This window comes from Streptomyces sp. NRRL F-5630, assembly GCF_000719475.1.
Lineage (GTDB): Bacteria > Actinomycetota > Actinomycetes > Streptomycetales > Streptomycetaceae > Streptomyces.
Genome location: NZ_JOGO01000005.1, coordinates 90,674 through 105,362 on the forward strand (window position 1 = coordinate 90,674; position 14,689 = coordinate 105,362).

Here is a 14,689-nt window from a genome sequence, read left to right on the forward strand (position 1 = left end):
GACGTTTGAACATCGGCATTCGGCCAAGATCCCGCCGGGTGCGGGTGCGGGTGCGGGTGCGGGTGCGGGTGCGGGTGCGGGTGCGGGTGCGGGTGCGGGTGAACGCGGCCGTCGGTGGTGTGACTTGCGACGCCGGGGGACCGTCGCTGAGCCGTGCCCCGGCTCGGCGCCCGGGCTCCCGGCATCGTCCCTGCTGCCGGGTGGGACGCAGGCTGGAGTTGCCCGGAGCGGCGGCGGCCGCAGCCGGTGGCGGGACCACCGACAGCCCTGGCACCGCCGACGTGTCGCCCGCTAACTCTGGCCGAGCACCGTCTGTCGCGTCAGGATGAACTGCCCGATCGGCCCTGATCATGCGCCTTGGTGAGGCAGTCGTGCAGCCGCCCGCGCGTATCCCGCAGGTCCGTCAGACGCCGGTCGAGGCGGTCGCGCTCGGCCGCGAGCAGTTCCAGAAGCTCCGGCGACGCCCCACCGGAGTCAGCGAATGGCAGCACCTTGCGAATGGTGCTGCTGGCCAGGCCCATGGCGTAGAGCTGTTGAAGCAGCCTGACCCGTTCAACGGCCTCGGCCGGGTACCGGCGCTGCCCCCCTGGGTTCCGCGAGGAGTGGAGCAGGTCCTGCTGCTCGTAGTAGCGCAGCGCCCTGACGCTTACGCCCGCCTTCGCGGCGACCTCGCCGATTCGCATCGCCACCTCCTGACCCGCCCCCACTCCGGCTTGCACCTGACGCCGACGTCAGGTTTTAGCGTAACGGACACCGGGACGAACCCTCTCGTCCGATTGTCCGGAGCACGCCTGTGACCAGCACGTCTCCGAACTGACTCAGCAAGACCTCGGGAAGGATCAGCAATGTCCGTCAGGCACACGGTCGTGATCGACGAAAGCGCAGAGTGGTCGGTGTGACCCTCACCGGGAAAACAGTGGTCGTTCTGGGCGCTACGGGGCAGCAGGGAGGAGCGGTGGCCGCGGCGCTGCGGGCCGGAGGGTGGGGAGTGCGGGCGGTCGTGCGGGACCCCTCCGGTAAGCGGGCCCGGTCCCTCTCCGCCGTCGGCGTGGAAACCGTGCGCGGTGACCTCGGCGACGCGGAGTCGCTCCGCGCGGCCTTCTCCGGTGCCCATGGCGTCTTCAGTGTCCAGCCCAACGCGGGCCAGGCCGGGGCCACCCTGACCAACGAGGACGAGGTCCGCTTCGGCGCGGCCGTGGCGGAGATCGCCGAGCGCAGCGGGGTCGCCCACCTCGTCTACAGTTCGGCCGTCACCGCGGGTGCGCCAACCGGCGTCGCTCATCTCGACACCAAGAGCCGTATCGAGGCCCGTGTCAGGGACCTGGACATCGCCAGCACCATCATTCGGCCGGCCGCGTTCATGGAACTCCTCGTGACCCCCGGAACGGGCCTCGACCGGGGACACCTGTCGTTCCTGATGCGCCCCGACCAGGCCATGCAGTTCATCGCCGTACGCGATATCGGTCGCGTCGTCGCCGCCGTCTTCGGCTCACCCGAGCGCTACGTCCGCCGCACCCTGGAGATCGCCGGTGACAGCCTCACCGGCGACGACCTGGCCGGGCATCTGACCCAGGCCGCCGGCCGGCCGATCAGCTACAGCCGCCTGCCGGCGACGCCGTCGGCACAGGACCAGGTCATCGGCCGGTTGGAAGCGCTCGTGGACGACGGCAGGCTGGCGGGACACGCGGACCTCGACGCGCTGCGCGCGGAGTTCCCGTTCCTGCTGCGCTTCGACCGCTGGCTGACGGGCCCTGGCGCGAACCTCCTCGATCAGGCGCTCCGCGCCTCCGACACGGCCATCGATCCGCGCTGACGAGGCTTTCCCGGGCGGCCCGGGCCGTCGCGGGCCGCCGGTGGCCGTCTGCCCGTCTGCCCGTCTGCCCGTCTGCCGGGCTGCTCGGCTGGCCGCGACGGCCTCGCCGGCGTTCCGCGTCCACTCGGCCGGGACCTCCCGGAGGAGCCGGACCAGATGCCCAGCGGCCGTCGGCGGCGCCCCGGACCCGGTGGCCAGGAGGCCGATCGGGTGCGCGAGTGGTGCGCCATGGGGGTATCCCTCCGGGGAGCGACCGCACCGGCCTACGCGTTGGCGGTTCACGTGCCCGCGACATGGGGCAGCTCGTGCGCCTCGCTTTCGACGACAGCCACGATGCCCCGGAACGCGTCGAAGCCGGAGAGGCCCATCGCTTCCCGTGGGCCCGGAGTGAGGACGCCTCCCGCCTCAAAGGCACCCAAGCGCCCGGCTGTTGGCGCGTGTCATGATCCCGCTCCTCGGCCGCCTCGTCACTCGAACTCGGCGGGCGCACAGGACCGGGAGGTATCGGCGGGTGCGCGGCACCGCCGCTCACGGTTCACTCCGTGGCCTGGGTGGCTCGTCACAGCTCCGCGTCGCGGACCAGGAGCGCGATCTGTACCCGGTTCTCGACCGTCAGCTTGGCGAACAGCCTGCCCGTGTGTGCCTTGACGGTCGCGATGCTGATGTGCAGCCGCCGGGCGATCTCCGGGTTGCCCAGGCCGTCCGCGATGGCCCGGGCGGTTTCGAGTTCTCGTTCGGTCAGCGCGGCCAGTTGTCTCCGTGCTGCTTCGCGGGTCGCGTCGTGTGCGTGGGAGGACCGTGGGCCGGTGGCCGCGGCGATCACACGTGCCGTGGCAGCGGGTGACAGGACGGGGTTGCCCTCCGCGACGGTCCGCACCGCGTCGAGAATCCGCGGCGGTGGGGTGTCTTTGAGGACGAACCCGAGTGCTCCCGCCTCCAGCGCGCCCAGCACCAGAGCGTCGGAGTCGAACGTGGTCAGCATGAGCACTCCGGGCGGCACCCGGCGGGTGAGGATCTCCCGGGTCGCGCTGAGACCGTCACGGCCGGGCATCCGCACGTCCATCAGCACCACGTCCGGCCGGTGCTCGTCCACCGCGGCGATCGCGGCGTCCCCGTCGGCGGCCTCCGCGACCACGGTCAGGTCCGGTTCGCCATCGACGACCAGCCGCAGCACCACGCGCACCAACTGGTCGTCGTCGACGATGACGACGCGCACCGGCTCCCGCTCACCGTCCACTCAGGTTCTCTTTTCGCGCGTGCGGTGCGGCCAGGGCAGTCGTGCGGTGAGGAGGTATCCACCGTCGGATGTGGGGCGATGGTCGAGCGTTCCGCCCACGAGGGTGACGCGCTCGCCGAGGCCGAGCAGGCCGAATCCCGACACCGGCGAGCGCACGTTTCCGCTGCGGCCAGCGGAGTTGCGGACACCCACCTCCAGCTTGTCGCCTTCTGTTCCTTCGAGGGTGATGCGTATGTGTGCGCCCGGCGCATGTTTGGCGGCGTTGGTCAGTCCTTCCTGGACGATCCGGTAGCAGGTTCGCCCCACGACGTCGGGCGGCTCCCCCGTCAGGCTCGTGGTGAGTGCGACGTCCAGCCCGGAGGCGCGGGCGTCGGCCACCAGGCCCGGAACGCGGTCGAGCGAGGGCTGAGGGGGCTCCGGGCGGGCGGGCCCGGCCCGGAGCACACCGAGCACATCCCGTAGTTCCTCCAGGGCCTGATGGGAGCCGTCGGCGATGGAGCGGACCAGCATGCGGTTCTCCTCCGCCGGGAGGTCGCCGCGGTGGTCGAGCGCCCCGGCCTGCATGGCCACCAGGGAGATCCGGTGTGCGAGCACGTCGTGCATCTCGCGGGCGATCCGGTTGCGCTCCAGGGCCCGGGCCTGCGCCGCTCGCGCGGTCTGTTCCCGTTCCGCGCTCTCCGCCCGGTCCCGCAGGGACCGCACTTCGGCACGCCGCGCGCCCACGGCCATGCCCACGGCCGCCGCGATGCCCGCCGTCAGCGCCGAGAGGGCGAACTGGACCCACCACGGGCTGGGCGGCCCCGCGCCCTGGACCGGATGGAGCTCGACGGCGCACTGTGACGCGGTCACGTAGGCCAGCCCGACGACCCCGATCTCCACCGGACGGCGACGAGTGGAGACCGAAGCCAGCGCCACGAGCATGGCGCCGGTGGCGAGTGCCGACGCGGTCGACGCGATCGCGACCGTCATGCCGACGGCGAGCGGGAACCGCCGTCGCCACACGAGCGCCGTCAAGCAGCCGAGCGCCACCAGCGGATCACCGATCAGGAACCACGGCTCCGTTTCGGCCGCCTGCCGCTTCAGCAGCACACCGGTGGCGAGCCAGACCGGTATGCCCACTGCCGCGGCTGCTGCCAGCCGCCAGGCATGCGGCCACCATGCCCGCCAGGGTGCGACGTCCGTGTCCACCTGGCCATTATCGCGAGACCGGGTGTCCGGTGACCAGGGCCGAAGGACGATCCGCCTTGGACCAAAGTCGATGACCGTCTCGCCTGAGGTCGAAGGTCCTTCGAGCCGTGGGACCGATGCGGAGGCCGCGCCGCGCGGACAGACTCTTTCCGTGCCGAGACGCCCGGACACGGGACGGAGAGGCGCGATGCGCGAGGTGGTTTCGGAGCCTTTGAACCGGTGGGGAGGGTGATCATGGACCTGACCGCCCAAGCGGCGATCCGCGGTCTCCTCCATCGGGACACGGGACACGGGGACTTCGGGCCGTCCCAGGGCATCGACGACTCGGTCCCGGGCGGCTTTGCCGACCGGATGACTCCTCGCGGAGTCCACCGCCCTCGACGCGACGGTGCTCGACGGCCGGGCACACACCCACCGGACACACACCCACCGGGAACCGGACGCCGGGCGGGCCGGTGGTTGCGGAGAAATCCGCTGCCGAGAAAGCACCTGACGCCCTCCGGCACCCGGCCGGGCCCTGTCCGCCGGCCTCCACGGGACGGCCGGACCTGACGGCCGGTGTACCGAGCCGTCGCCCCGGCGTCCCCACGCGCCCCTACAGGAGGACATCACATGCGCAGAACACTCGCCCTCGCCCTTGCCGCCGCCGCGGCGGCGGTGACCGCGGTCCCGGGAGTGTCGTCGGCGACGACGCCGGAGACCGTGCGGTGGGGCCCGTGCCCGGAGGACATCGCCTCGCCACGTCTTGAGTGCTCGACGCTCCAAGTCCCCCTGGACTACCGGCATCCCGACGGTCGGCGAATCGAGATCGCGATCTCGCGACTGGCGAGCGAGAAGCCCTCGCAGCGTCGCGGGGTGCTGCTGACCAACCCGGGCGGCCCGGGCGGTGCGGGGCTCGACTACCCGGCCCTTCTCGCCGGCTCCGGGCTGCCCCAGAAGGTGCTGGACTCCTACGACGTGATCGGCTTCGACCCGCGCGGCGTCGGCCGCAGCACGCCGGTGACCTGCGACCTGACACCGGAACAGCAGGCACGCGGCAACTTTCCGCCGTACGCGCACACCTCGGCCGACGTCGCGCGGGAGGCGAGCTACGCGCGGACCGTCGCCGAGCAGTGCGCCACCTCGCGGACGGCGTGGATGCTGCCGCACACCACCACCGCGAACACCGCGCGCGACATGGACCGGATCCGGGTGGCGCTGGGCGAGCCGAAGCTCTCGTACCTCGGCCATTCGTACGGCACCCACCTCGGCGCGGTGTACGCGACGATGTTCCCCGAGCGCGGCGACCGGATCGTGCTCGACAGCAGCCTGGGGCCGGGTGGTTACGACGTCACGGCCATGCGGTCGTTCGCGCGGGGAATGGAGGACCGGTTCCCGGACTTCGCGGCGTTCGCTGCCGCGCATCCCGAGTACGGGTTGGGCACCACTCCGGAGCAGGTGACCGCGAAGTTCTACGACCTCGCCGAGCGGTTGGAGGCGAAGCCGGTCCAGGGCGTCGACGGGACGCTGTTCCGCGGGCTCACCTTCGAATATCTCTACAGCGATGCGACCCTCCGCCTGCTCGCCGCCACCTGGCAGGCTCTTGAGGAGGACCAGCCTCTGCCCAAACTGCCCTCGTCGGGGAACGTGGAAAATAGCATGGCCTCCCGCTTTTCAGTGATATGCGGTGATACCCGCTGGCCGAGGAAGGTCCGGGACTATCAGCGCGACGTCGCGGTCGACCGGCTGAGGTACCCGATGCTGGGCGGGTCCACGGCCAGCATCGGACCGTGCGCGTTCTGGCCGCACAAGCGGGCCGAACCGCCGGTGCGCATCGGTGACCGGGGCCCGTCGAACGTGCTCATGGCGCAGAACGAACGCGACCCGGGGACACCATTGGCCGGCGCCCGGAAGCTGCGGCACGCCTTGGGGAAGCGGGCCACCATGGTGACGGCCGACCAGGGCGGGCACGGCGTCTATCCGTTCGGCACCAACACGTGCGCGAACGACGCGGTGACGGCGTTCCTGACCACGGGGCAGCGCCCGCCGCGGGACCTCGCCTGCGCGGCGGAGTCGAGCGAGTAACGGGAGCCGGAGCCGAGCGGACAACGGGAACCGGGGCCTCTTCGGAGGGCGTCGGGCCGTGCGGTGGGCTCGGGCCGGAGGAGGGGCGGGTGTGATGCGGCGTCCCTGCCGAGAGCGCGTCGCGGGGGACACGCGGCGAAAAGCCGGGAGGCGACGCGGGCCCGATCACCGGCGGGCTGCCGCTCGGATGTCGTCACACGGCGGCACCCCTCACACCTCGCCCTCCGCCGACCGTGCCAGATACGTGTGATTGTCCTCGATGAGGTGGTCCAGCATGTCTCTGGCGGCGGTGAGGCCGTCGATGTCCTCGGAGAGCCGGGCCCGCTCGCGGGCCATGATCTCCAGCGCCTGCCGCGCCCTGTCCTCGCTCGGCTCGGTCATGCACGGCACCATCTCGACGAGGGTGCCGCTGGACATGCCCGCCGCCAGGAACGCTTGCACCAGGCGCACCCGCTGGACGTGCTCCTCCTCGTAGAGCCGCTGGCCGCTGGGCGAGCGGGAGCTGATGAGCAGGCCCTGCTCCTCGTAGTAGCGCAGCGACCGGCGGCTGGCTCCCGTCCGGGCGGACAATTCGCCGATCCGCATGGTGGACCCCTTCTCCGCGTCTGTCCTACTTGCCCCTGACATCGGTGTGAGCGTTTAGGTTACCTCCATGCTGAAGCTCATCTTCATGATCAATCGCGCCGAGGGAATGTCGTACGAGCGTTTCGTCGAGCACCATCGGGATCGTCACGCGCCGCTGTTCACCTCCATCCCGGAGGCGGAGCGCTACGTGCGCAAGTACGTCGTGTCGCATCCGGTCCCCGCCGGGAAGTACCCGCCCCGGGCCTACGACGGCCTCACGGAGATCTGGTTCGAGGACTGGGAGGATCACGACGCCTTCTTCGCCTCCGACAACTACCGGACACTGGTCAACCCCGACGAAGCCCGCTTCATCGACATGGGCTCAGTGGCGGTGATGGTCACCGAGGAGAAGGAGGTCATCTGACGAACCGGTTCGACGGGCGGATACGAGCGCGACTCCCGCCGCCGACCCGGCCCGCACGCTGCCGGCCGCGCCCACCGCACCGTCGAAGACATGGCGCGCCCCCGGTGCATCAGCTCGGGGGGCCGAGGGGCAGAAGTCCCGAACGGAACGCCCCACCCGCGCGGCTCGGCGTTGCGGAGACCCGTGACGAGGACGTCACCGGCCGTCCCTGCTCCAGCGCCGTGACCTGAAGCCCTGCCCGGGGCCAGGACGGGGACCGCGTGCACCGGCGGGCGGCTCGTCCTCTCCCCCCGGGGCCTCCCGGCCGTCGGGTCCCGCACGCTGGGCGGCCGGGACGCTGGGCGTCCCGCACGCCGGGCGGCCGGGACGGCACCAGGGCTCGATGAAGACGCCGCCGAGGACCGACCCTCCGGGGCCTTCACCTCACGGCGCGCTGCGTTCGGCCCGGGGCCGGGACTCGGCGAGGGCGAGGGCGGCGATGGCCCCGAGCAGGATCACCGTGCCCACGACGGTGGCCACGGTGAGCTGTTCGTCGAGGAACAGCACGGCCAGGGCGGCGGCGCTGACCGGCTCCAGGAGCATCATGACGGACGCGGTGGCGGCCCTGAGCACGGCGACCCCGGCGAAGTACAGCGGGTAGGCGAGTGCCGTGGTGACGGCGGCGATGTACAGCATGAGCAGCGCCGCCTCGGTGAGGTTCCCGCCCTGCGGGACAAGCCCCTCGTGGAAGGCCGGCGGCAGCATCACGGCCGCGCCGATCACGAAGGACCAGAGGGTGAGCGTGAAGGCGTCCTCGCCGGTCCCGTGCCGTCCGGTCCACCGGCCCAGCAGATTGGAGACGGTGTACCCGGCAGCGGACAACAGGGCCATCGCCACGCCCGCGGGGTGCACGACGCCGGGCTGGTTGCCCAGCACGAGCACGGTCAGTCCGGCCAGCGCGCCCGTGACGGCCAGTACTCCGGCGCGGCCGACGCGCTCGCCCAGGAACAGTCGCCCACCGGCGGCCGTGAACACGGGTGCGGTGCCGAGCGTGACAATGGTGCCCACCGCGAGCCCGGTGTGCCGCACAGCGGCGAAGTAGGCGGTCTGGAAGACAGCCAGCCCGACTCCGGTGCCGATCAGCAGCAGCATCCGCCGCCCGGCGGGCCGCGGCGCGCGCGGCGCCTTGCGGAACCTGCCCACCGCCACGGCGGGCAGCAGCAGCACCGCCCCGGCCGAGAAGCGCCAGAACGAGAGGGCCATGGGCCCCAGGTCGCTCGTCCGGTAGATGACCTCCACGGCCGCTCCCGTCGTTCCCCAGGCGATCCCGGCGAAGGCCAGGAAGGCGAAGCCGCGCCGTACCGCGTGCGAGCCGGTCCGTGACCGGGCACCGGCGGGGCCCGACTCCTCGGCGTAGAGGTCGAGATCCTGTGAGGGCTGCATCCGTTCACCGTGCGGCCGGTCGCCGGATGCGCAAAATGCATCCTGACTGTCAGCGATACGCTGAGCGTATGGATAGACACCCAGGAGACGGCACGGGGCTCGCAGGGCTGGAGCTGAGGCATCTGCGCTGCCTGGTCGCGATCGTGGACACCGGCAGCTTCACGGACGCGGCCCTGGAACTGGGCGTCTCCCAGGCCGCGGTCTCCCGCACCTTGCTCGCCCTGGAGAAGACCTTGGAGGTGCGGCTGCTGCACCGCACCAGCCGCACGGTCGAGCCCACCAAGGCGGGCGGGCAGGTGCTCGCCCGCGCCCGTCTGCTGCTGGCCGGCGCGGAGGAACTCGTCGCCGAAGCCGCCTCCGGCCACCGCCGCCTGCACATCGGTCACGCCTGGTCGGCCTTCGGGCGTCACACCACCGCGTTCCAGCGCCGCTGGCGGCACGACCACCCCGACGTCGCGCTCAGACTCGTCCGGCACAACTCCTCCACCGGGGGGCTCGCCGAGGGACTCTGCGACCTCGCGGTCATCCGGAGCGCCCTCGACCTCGCACCCTGGTCACATGCCTTCGTCGGCCACGAGGACCGCTGCCTCGCCCTCGCCTCCGACGATCCCTGGGCCCGTCGCCGCGGCATCCGCCTGGCCGAAGTCGCCACCCGCACCCTCGCCCTCGACCGCCGCACGGGCACCACCACCCTGAACCTGTGGCCCGAGCCGGAACGGCCCGCCGCCGAGTACGTCCACGACATCGACGACTGGCTCGCCGCCATCGCCTCCGGCCGCTGCGTCGGCGTCACTCCCCAGGCCACCGCGGCCCAGTACCGCCCCGCCGGCATCACCTACCGCCCTCTGCGCGACGCGGAGCCCGTCCCCGTCCACCTCATCTGGCGCCCCCAGGACCCCCACCCCGCCACCCGCGCCGCCGTCGCCCTCGCCATCGACCTGTACCGCACAGGCCATCAAGCCCCGGCGGCCTCTGGTGGATGAGCGGTGAGGACGGTGGGCCGTCTGCCGTCTGCCGTCTGCCGTCTGCCGTCTGCCGCCTGCCGCTGGACGGTCGCGGCCGCACCGCGCCGGTCGGCGAACGGCCGCGAGAATCCGCGAGCGGGCCCGTCGCGGTCACCGTGGGAATCCGCGAGCGGTCCCTCTCGCGGTCACCGCGCGCCCGTCACGTGGGGGAAGCCGCACCAGACCCCCAAGACGGCCGCGGACATCATGACCGCGGTCGTACGGGGCTCCTGCCCGTTGACCCCCCTCCCGACAGCGCGGACCGGCGCGGAAGAAGTTGACCTTGCCGTAGCGGCAATGTCTACGGTCGCTTGCCATGACGATTTCCATCATCGACAGCGCCTCCTGCATGAGCCGGGTCCTGGCGGCGGATACGGACGATCGCGCCGACCTCCTCCGTGACATGTGGGCCCCCATGGCGGGGATGTACCACTTCATCCCTGGTGGCGTGGACATGGCCACCGTGCACCGGCAGAACTTCGGCTTCCCTCCGGACTCCGCGACGGAGCAGGTGCGCGAGGGTCTGGAAGCGGAAGGCCGCGAGCCCCGCATGGACGTGATGCTCGAAGGCTTCAACGACCGCTACGAGGCCGAGGTCGTACGACGGTGGGGCCGCGAAGCCTTCGACGCGTCGAACCAGTGGTGGCATTCCAAGTCCATCGGACAGCAACGCGACTGGCAGGCCGACGCCGAGGCCCTGCTCACCCGGTGGGCCGAGATTCACGAAGCCGGACACACCCCGGGATCACCTGTTGCTCAAGAGCACGCCGCCGTCCACATGACCTGGTTCGCCGAGATCCCCGGCACCCCCACGCACGCCGACGATGCCGAGCGATCCGCCGCGATGGTGCGCTGCGTGGCCGACCTCTACCAGACCAGCCCCGACTTCCACCACGCCTTCGGCAGCCGGGAGGCCGCGCAGTTCGCCGCCGACGCCCTGCGCCTCCACGTGCGGCCCCCGGCCTGACACAGCCGGTACCGCGGCAGCCGCCCCGGACCGGAAGATGCCCAAGTCCCTTCCTCACGCCGCCTTACCTCGCGGCACCGTCTGAAGGGGCCTCACTCGTCATCGAGGGGAGGGGGCCGATCACCGAGATCGCCGCCTCGCCCCATGGCCCGGGTGGTGTTCGCTCTCCGCGAGTCCGCCGGTCTTTCCGGCCGCGCCGGGTCTCGACCGGCCGGTCACGTGGTGGGGAGGACGCGCGTATGCCTGGGGTAGTCGGTGTAGCCCTCGGTGAGACCGGCGTAGTAGGTCTCCCGGTCGCCGTCGGCGAGCGGGTGGCCCTGCGCGAAGCGCTCGACCAGGTCGGGATTGGCGATGTAGGGAGCGCCGAAGGAGACCGCGTCGACTATTCCCCGGCCGAGGATGTCGTTGCCAAGGGCCCGGGTGAAGCCGAGGTTGGCGACGATGCTGCCGTGATAGTGGCCGCGGTAGCGGGAGAAGAGGGCGGCGCGTTCCTCGATGGTGCCGGGGGCGCCCATGAGGTGCAGATAGGCGAGGCTGTAGTCGTTGAGCCTCTTGAACAACTGGTCGTAGTCGGCGAGGGTCTCCTCGTCCGCGGTGAACGCGGTTCCGCTGATCCAGAGCGGGGACATCTTCAGGCCGACGCGGTCGCTGCCCCACACGTCGCCGACGGCGTCGAGGATGTCGTTGAGGAGCCGGGCGCGCTTCTCGCTGCTGCCTCCGTAGTCGTCGGTACGCCGGTTGAGACGGGGATTGAGGAACTGCGGGATCAAGTGCTGTCCCTGGGCGTGGATTTCGACGCCGTCGAAGCCGGCGCGGCGGGCGTTCTCGGCCGCGTGGCGGTAGTCGGCGATGGTGGCGGCGATCTCCGCGCCGGTGTACGCGCGCGGGGTGACGGTGGCCTTCGGGCCGGAGGGGGTGAAGGACGTCTCGCCGGGGTTGATGGCCGAGGGGCCGGCCGGCAGGCGTCCGCCGAAGTGGTCGGGGTGGGAGGCCGCTCCGACGTGGCCCAGCTGGGAGAGGATCCGTCCACCCGCCTCGTGGACGGCCTCGGTGACCTTTGTCCAGCCGGCGGTCTGGGCGTCGGTGTAGATGCCGGGGACGTTGATGAACCCGATCGCGTCGGGGCTGACCCAGGTCCCCTCGGTGACGATCAGCCCGGCGGTGGCGCGCTGCGCGTAGTAGGTCGCCTGCAAGTCGGTCGGGGCCAGCTCGGGATTGTGGGCGCGGGCGCGCGTCATGGGGGCCATGACGACGCTGTTGGGCAGCTCCAGCGCTCCCAGGCGGACGGGCTGCAGCAAGGGCTGGGTGGGCATGAGTGACTTCCTTGTACGGAGGGTGGATGAAGGACACGAGCGCACGGACAACTGAGAGCCGCTGCCTCAGCCCTGTTCTGCCTCAGTCCTGTTTGAGGGCGTGGAGGCCGGAGAGCGGACCGCCGAGTTGCATAAGGCGTCCGCCCTCGCGCAGGGAGCCGAGATCGACGGGCGCGAAGCCGAAGGCCGCGGTGAGATCCCCGACGGTCGCTTTGGCGTCCGCGTCGTCCCCGGCGAGGAACAGCACTTGACGTCCGGCCTCGTGGCGCGGGTTGGCGGCGATGTACTGGCCGTACAGGGTGTTGAACGCCTTGACGACGCGGGCCCCGGGCAGCAGTGAGGCGACGTACTCGCTGCCGGTCAGCTCGCCCAGGTCCGCGATCCGGGCGTGCGGGGGAGGGGAGGCGAACTGGTTGGTGGTGTCGATGACGACGCGGCCATCGAAGGGTGGCAGGCCCGCTGTCGCCTCCGGGATCTGGGGCCAGGCCACGGCGAGGACGACGAGCTCCGCCGCCGCGGCCTGGCGAGGGGTTCCGGCGCGGGCGAGCGGTCCGAGTGCGCCGACGAGCCCGGCCAGGGAAGCGGGGCCGCGACCGTTGCTCAGGACGACCTCGTGGCCGTGGGCAAGGGCATGGCGTGCGATGGCCTGGGCGACGGTTCCGGCGCCGAGCGTGCCGATCCTCATGGGGGTGCCTTTCGCGGGGATCAGGAGGGGGGACTGGTGAGCAGGACCGTTCCGCTCTTGCCGGTACGGCGGACGTGGTCGACGGCTTTGGGGAACTCGGCGAGGTCGTAGCGCGCGGCGACCTCGAAGAGGTCCGGAGCGGTCGCGGCCAGGCGGGTGGCGAAGGCGACGTCCTCGGCCCGCTCCTCGGGCGTGCGGGTCATCCACCGTTCGATGGACACGCCTCGCACGGTCAGGGCCCGGCGCATCAGTGGGAGCGACTCCAGAGGCGTGCTCCCGGAACCGAGCCGGCCGTAGGTGATCAGCGTGCCACCGTCGTCGAGCAGTCCGGCGAGCTCGCCGGACAGGGACCCGCCCACCGCGTCGAGCGCGACCCGGGGGCGCCTGCCGCCGGTCGCTTCGCGGACTTGGGCCCGCCAATCCGTGTCGGCCGTCGAAATGGCCGGCAGTTCCGGGAAGCGCTGCCGCAGCGTCCGCGCACCGGTGGCACTGCGCACCAGGTTGACCAGCGGGATGCCGTGCTTGACAGCCGCGGCGCCGACCAGCTTCCCCACGGACGAACCGGCGGCCGTCTGGATGACCGGCCCCGGCTGGTCGTGCTGGGCCTCCTCGACCGCTCGCAGCAAAGTGAGCAGGGTGATCGGGTTGACCAGCATCAGGGCCGCGGTCTCGTCGCTGACATGCTCCGGTACGGGTACCACCAGACCGGCAGGGGCCGTGAGTACGTCGCTCCACGCGCCCGGTACCGGGAAGAACGCGACCCGCTGACCCGGCCCCAGATGCCGCACACCCTCGCCGAGGGCATCGACGACGCCCATTCCCTCCAGGCCGGGGACGCGCGGACCGGCGAGCCGCCGCCGCGCGTCCGGGCCGCCCTCTACTCCCGCCAGGTCGCCCGGGTGGATGGGACGGGACAGCACCCGCACCCGTACCTGCGCCGCGTCGGGTGCGGGAGGGGGCGACTGCTCTCTCAGGTGCAGGACCTCGTCGGCCTCGCCATGGCGGTCGTGCGCGATGGTGCGCATGAGGCTCCTGTTCGATTTATTGATGACGGGTGTCATCGAAACTTCTTGGTATGATGACGAGCATCATCGAAACAGTCAAGTCGGCGACGGCGTGAGAGGACAGCGATGCCGCGTATCACCAGGGAGGACAAGGCCCGCAACCGGCAGAACATCCTCGACGCGGCGGGCCGCATGTTCCGTCTGCAAGGCATCGACGGGGTCGGCATCGCGGAGCTGATGAAGGAGGCGGGCCTCACCCACGGCGGCTTCTACAACCACTTCGCTTCCAAGAACGACCTGGTCGTCGAGGCCTGCGAAGCCTCCTTCGCCGCGTCTCTCGGAAGCCTGTCCCAGACGATCGAGGAGGGCCCGGACGCGGGCGGCTCCCCGCTGAAACGGGCCGTGGACGGATATCTGTCCCCCGCACACCGCGACGCCCCGGACGGCGGCTGCCCTTCAGCCTCCTTGGCCACCGACGCCGGACGGCACCACGAAGCCGTGCAGCGCGTGTACGCCGAGGGGGTCGAGGGCTATCTCACCGGCTTCGCCGCCGAGTTCCTGCGCGAAGCCGAGGAACAGGGGCGCGCACTCACACCGGACGAAGCCAGGCGCAGGGCGATGCGCCTGCTCAGCGAAATGATCGGCACCCTGACGCTCGCCCGTGCCGTACGCCACGTCGAGCCCGAACTCTCCGACGAGATCCTGCGGGCCGGTCGCAGCCACGCCCTCGACTGACACCCACGCGCGGGGACCGCTCTCAGCTGGCGGTGTGGAGACGGAAGGTATCCACGCGGCCGGCTTCATCGGCAGTGAAGCCGAGACGGACATGATCGGGCGCACCCCCTTGGGTCGTATCGGTCAGCCCAAGGATCTGGCGCGGGCGGCGGTCTTCTTCGCCTCCGACGAGGCCGCGTGGGTCACCGGAGAGCGCCTCACCGCCTCCGGCGGCCCGCGAAGCTGACACACCCTGGCAACGCCGAAGTCCGCAGACTTACCCGGCGGGA

16 protein-coding genes are annotated in these 14,689 nt (G+C 71.5%); 7 read left to right on the top strand and 9 right to left on the bottom strand.

What is annotated here, in order from left to right:
• Positions 1-320 precede the first annotated feature (320 nt).
• Complete coding sequence (locus IF99_RS0104025) at positions 321-683, bottom strand: MerR family transcriptional regulator (RefSeq protein ID WP_030994914.1); 363 nt, start codon at positions 681-683, stop codon at positions 321-323.
• 212 nt (positions 684-895) lie between these two features.
• Between IF99_RS0104025 and IF99_RS0104030 the strand changes: the two genes are divergently transcribed.
• Positions 896-1,813, top strand: a complete 918-nt coding sequence (locus IF99_RS0104030; RefSeq protein WP_030994915.1) for an NmrA/HSCARG family protein — start codon at positions 896-898, stop codon at positions 1,811-1,813.
• Between the two features lie 278 nt (positions 1,814-2,091).
• Here the strand turns inward: IF99_RS0104030 and IF99_RS33885 are convergent, their stop codons facing one another.
• From IF99_RS33885 to IF99_RS0104045, 3 genes are all read right to left on the bottom strand, one after another.
• Positions 2,092-2,232 (bottom strand): hypothetical protein, encoded by a 141-nt coding sequence (locus IF99_RS33885; protein WP_158716577.1) that lies wholly within the window; start codon positions 2,230-2,232, stop codon positions 2,092-2,094.
• Positions 2,233-2,372: 140 nt separating this feature from the next.
• Positions 2,373-3,050 (bottom strand): response regulator, encoded by a 678-nt coding sequence (locus tag IF99_RS0104040; protein WP_030994916.1) that lies wholly within the window; start codon positions 3,048-3,050, stop codon positions 2,373-2,375.
• Positions 3,051-4,238, bottom strand: coding sequence for a histidine kinase (locus tag IF99_RS0104045; protein WP_030994917.1), 1,188 nt, complete (start codon positions 4,236-4,238; stop codon positions 3,051-3,053).
• 612 nt (positions 4,239-4,850) lie between these two features.
• On the opposite strand from IF99_RS0104045, the gene IF99_RS0104050 reads away from it, so the two are divergent.
• Complete coding sequence (locus IF99_RS0104050) at positions 4,851-6,302, top strand: alpha/beta hydrolase (protein WP_030994918.1); 1,452 nt, start codon at positions 4,851-4,853, stop codon at positions 6,300-6,302.
• Between the two features lie 210 nt (positions 6,303-6,512).
• On the opposite strand, the gene IF99_RS0104055 is transcribed toward IF99_RS0104050, so the two are convergent.
• On the bottom strand, positions 6,513-6,887 hold the full coding sequence (locus IF99_RS0104055) for a MerR family transcriptional regulator (RefSeq protein WP_030994919.1): 375 nt from the start codon (positions 6,885-6,887) through the stop codon (positions 6,513-6,515).
• A 67-nt stretch (positions 6,888-6,954) separates the two neighbouring features.
• Here IF99_RS0104055 and IF99_RS0104060 point away from each other — a divergent pair, with 67 nt between their 5' ends.
• The gene (locus tag IF99_RS0104060; RefSeq protein WP_030994920.1) at positions 6,955-7,290 is read left to right on the top strand and encodes an EthD domain-containing protein; all 336 of its coding nucleotides are present in this window, start codon (positions 6,955-6,957) and stop codon (positions 7,288-7,290) included.
• Positions 7,291-7,713: 423 nt separating this feature from the next.
• Here IF99_RS0104060 and IF99_RS0104065 read toward each other — a convergent pair whose 3' ends face one another.
• A complete protein-coding gene (locus IF99_RS0104065) occupies positions 7,714-8,712 on the bottom strand; it encodes a DMT family transporter (protein ID WP_078654982.1) in 999 nt (332 codons plus the stop codon).
• 68 nt (positions 8,713-8,780) lie between these two features.
• On the opposite strand from IF99_RS0104065, the gene IF99_RS0104070 reads away from it, so the two are divergent.
• Positions 8,781-9,695: a LysR family transcriptional regulator gene (locus tag IF99_RS0104070; RefSeq protein ID WP_051703356.1), complete on the top strand. Its 915-nt coding sequence runs from the start codon at positions 8,781-8,783 to the stop codon at positions 9,693-9,695.
• Positions 9,696-10,032: 337 nt separating this feature from the next.
• Positions 10,033-10,683 (top strand): TipAS antibiotic-recognition domain-containing protein, encoded by a 651-nt coding sequence (locus tag IF99_RS0104075; RefSeq protein WP_051703357.1) that lies wholly within the window; start codon positions 10,033-10,035, stop codon positions 10,681-10,683.
• 215 nt (positions 10,684-10,898) lie between these two features.
• Here IF99_RS0104075 and IF99_RS0104080 read toward each other — a convergent pair whose 3' ends face one another.
• The 3 genes from IF99_RS0104080 to IF99_RS0104090 all read right to left on the bottom strand — a co-directional run bounded on the left by IF99_RS0104080 (position 10,899) and on the right by IF99_RS0104090 (position 13,742).
• The gene (locus IF99_RS0104080; RefSeq protein WP_030994925.1) at positions 10,899-11,996 is read right to left on the bottom strand and encodes an alkene reductase; all 1,098 of its coding nucleotides are present in this window, start codon (positions 11,994-11,996) and stop codon (positions 10,899-10,901) included.
• 82 nt (positions 11,997-12,078) lie between these two features.
• The gene (locus tag IF99_RS0104085) at positions 12,079-12,681 is read right to left on the bottom strand and encodes an NADPH-dependent F420 reductase (RefSeq protein ID WP_030994926.1); all 603 of its coding nucleotides are present in this window, start codon (positions 12,679-12,681) and stop codon (positions 12,079-12,081) included.
• A 20-nt stretch (positions 12,682-12,701) separates the two neighbouring features.
• Positions 12,702-13,742, bottom strand: coding sequence for a zinc-binding dehydrogenase (locus tag IF99_RS0104090; protein ID WP_234340578.1), 1,041 nt, complete (start codon positions 13,740-13,742; stop codon positions 12,702-12,704).
• A 69-nt stretch (positions 13,743-13,811) separates the two neighbouring features.
• Here IF99_RS0104090 and IF99_RS0104095 point away from each other — a divergent pair, with 69 nt between their 5' ends.
• Both IF99_RS0104095 and IF99_RS0104100 read left to right on the top strand, forming a co-directional pair.
• Complete coding sequence (locus IF99_RS0104095; RefSeq protein ID WP_030994928.1) at positions 13,812-14,420, top strand: TetR/AcrR family transcriptional regulator; 609 nt, start codon at positions 13,812-13,814, stop codon at positions 14,418-14,420.
• Between the two features lie 34 nt (positions 14,421-14,454).
• Positions 14,455-14,646 carry an SDR family oxidoreductase gene (locus IF99_RS0104100; protein ID WP_030994929.1) on the top strand — a complete coding sequence of 64 codons (192 nt, stop codon included), beginning with the start codon at positions 14,455-14,457 and terminating at the stop codon, positions 14,644-14,646.
• Positions 14,647-14,689 lie beyond the last annotated feature (43 nt).

Bases quoted from the DNA above. Each gene is read 5' to 3' on its own strand.
- IF99_RS0104025 (WP_030994914.1), bottom strand. From the start codon at position 683: ATGCGAATCGGCGAGGTCGCCGCGAAGGCGGGCGTAAGCGTCAGGGCG.
- IF99_RS0104050 (WP_030994918.1), top strand. From the start codon at position 4,851: ATGCGCAGAACACTCGCCCTCGCCCTTGCCGCCGCCGCGGCGGCGGTG.
- IF99_RS0104055 (WP_030994919.1), bottom strand. From the start codon at position 6,887: ATGCGGATCGGCGAATTGTCCGCCCGGACGGGAGCCAGCCGCCGGTCG.
- IF99_RS0104060 (WP_030994920.1), top strand. From the start codon at position 6,955: ATGCTGAAGCTCATCTTCATGATCAATCGCGCCGAGGGAATGTCGTAC.
- IF99_RS0104065 (WP_078654982.1), bottom strand. From the start codon at position 8,712: ATGCAGCCCTCACAGGATCTCGACCTCTACGCCGAGGAGTCGGGCCCC.
- IF99_RS0104070 (WP_051703356.1), top strand. From the start codon at position 8,781: ATGGATAGACACCCAGGAGACGGCACGGGGCTCGCAGGGCTGGAGCTG.
- IF99_RS0104075 (WP_051703357.1), top strand. From the start codon at position 10,033: ATGACGATTTCCATCATCGACAGCGCCTCCTGCATGAGCCGGGTCCTG.
- IF99_RS0104080 (WP_030994925.1), bottom strand. From the start codon at position 11,996: ATGCCCACCCAGCCCTTGCTGCAGCCCGTCCGCCTGGGAGCGCTGGAG.
- IF99_RS0104085 (WP_030994926.1), bottom strand. From the start codon at position 12,681: ATGAGGATCGGCACGCTCGGCGCCGGAACCGTCGCCCAGGCCATCGCA.
- IF99_RS0104090 (WP_234340578.1), bottom strand. From the start codon at position 13,742: ATGACACCCGTCATCAATAAATCGAACAGGAGCCTCATGCGCACCATC.
- IF99_RS0104095 (WP_030994928.1), top strand. From the start codon at position 13,812: ATGCCGCGTATCACCAGGGAGGACAAGGCCCGCAACCGGCAGAACATC.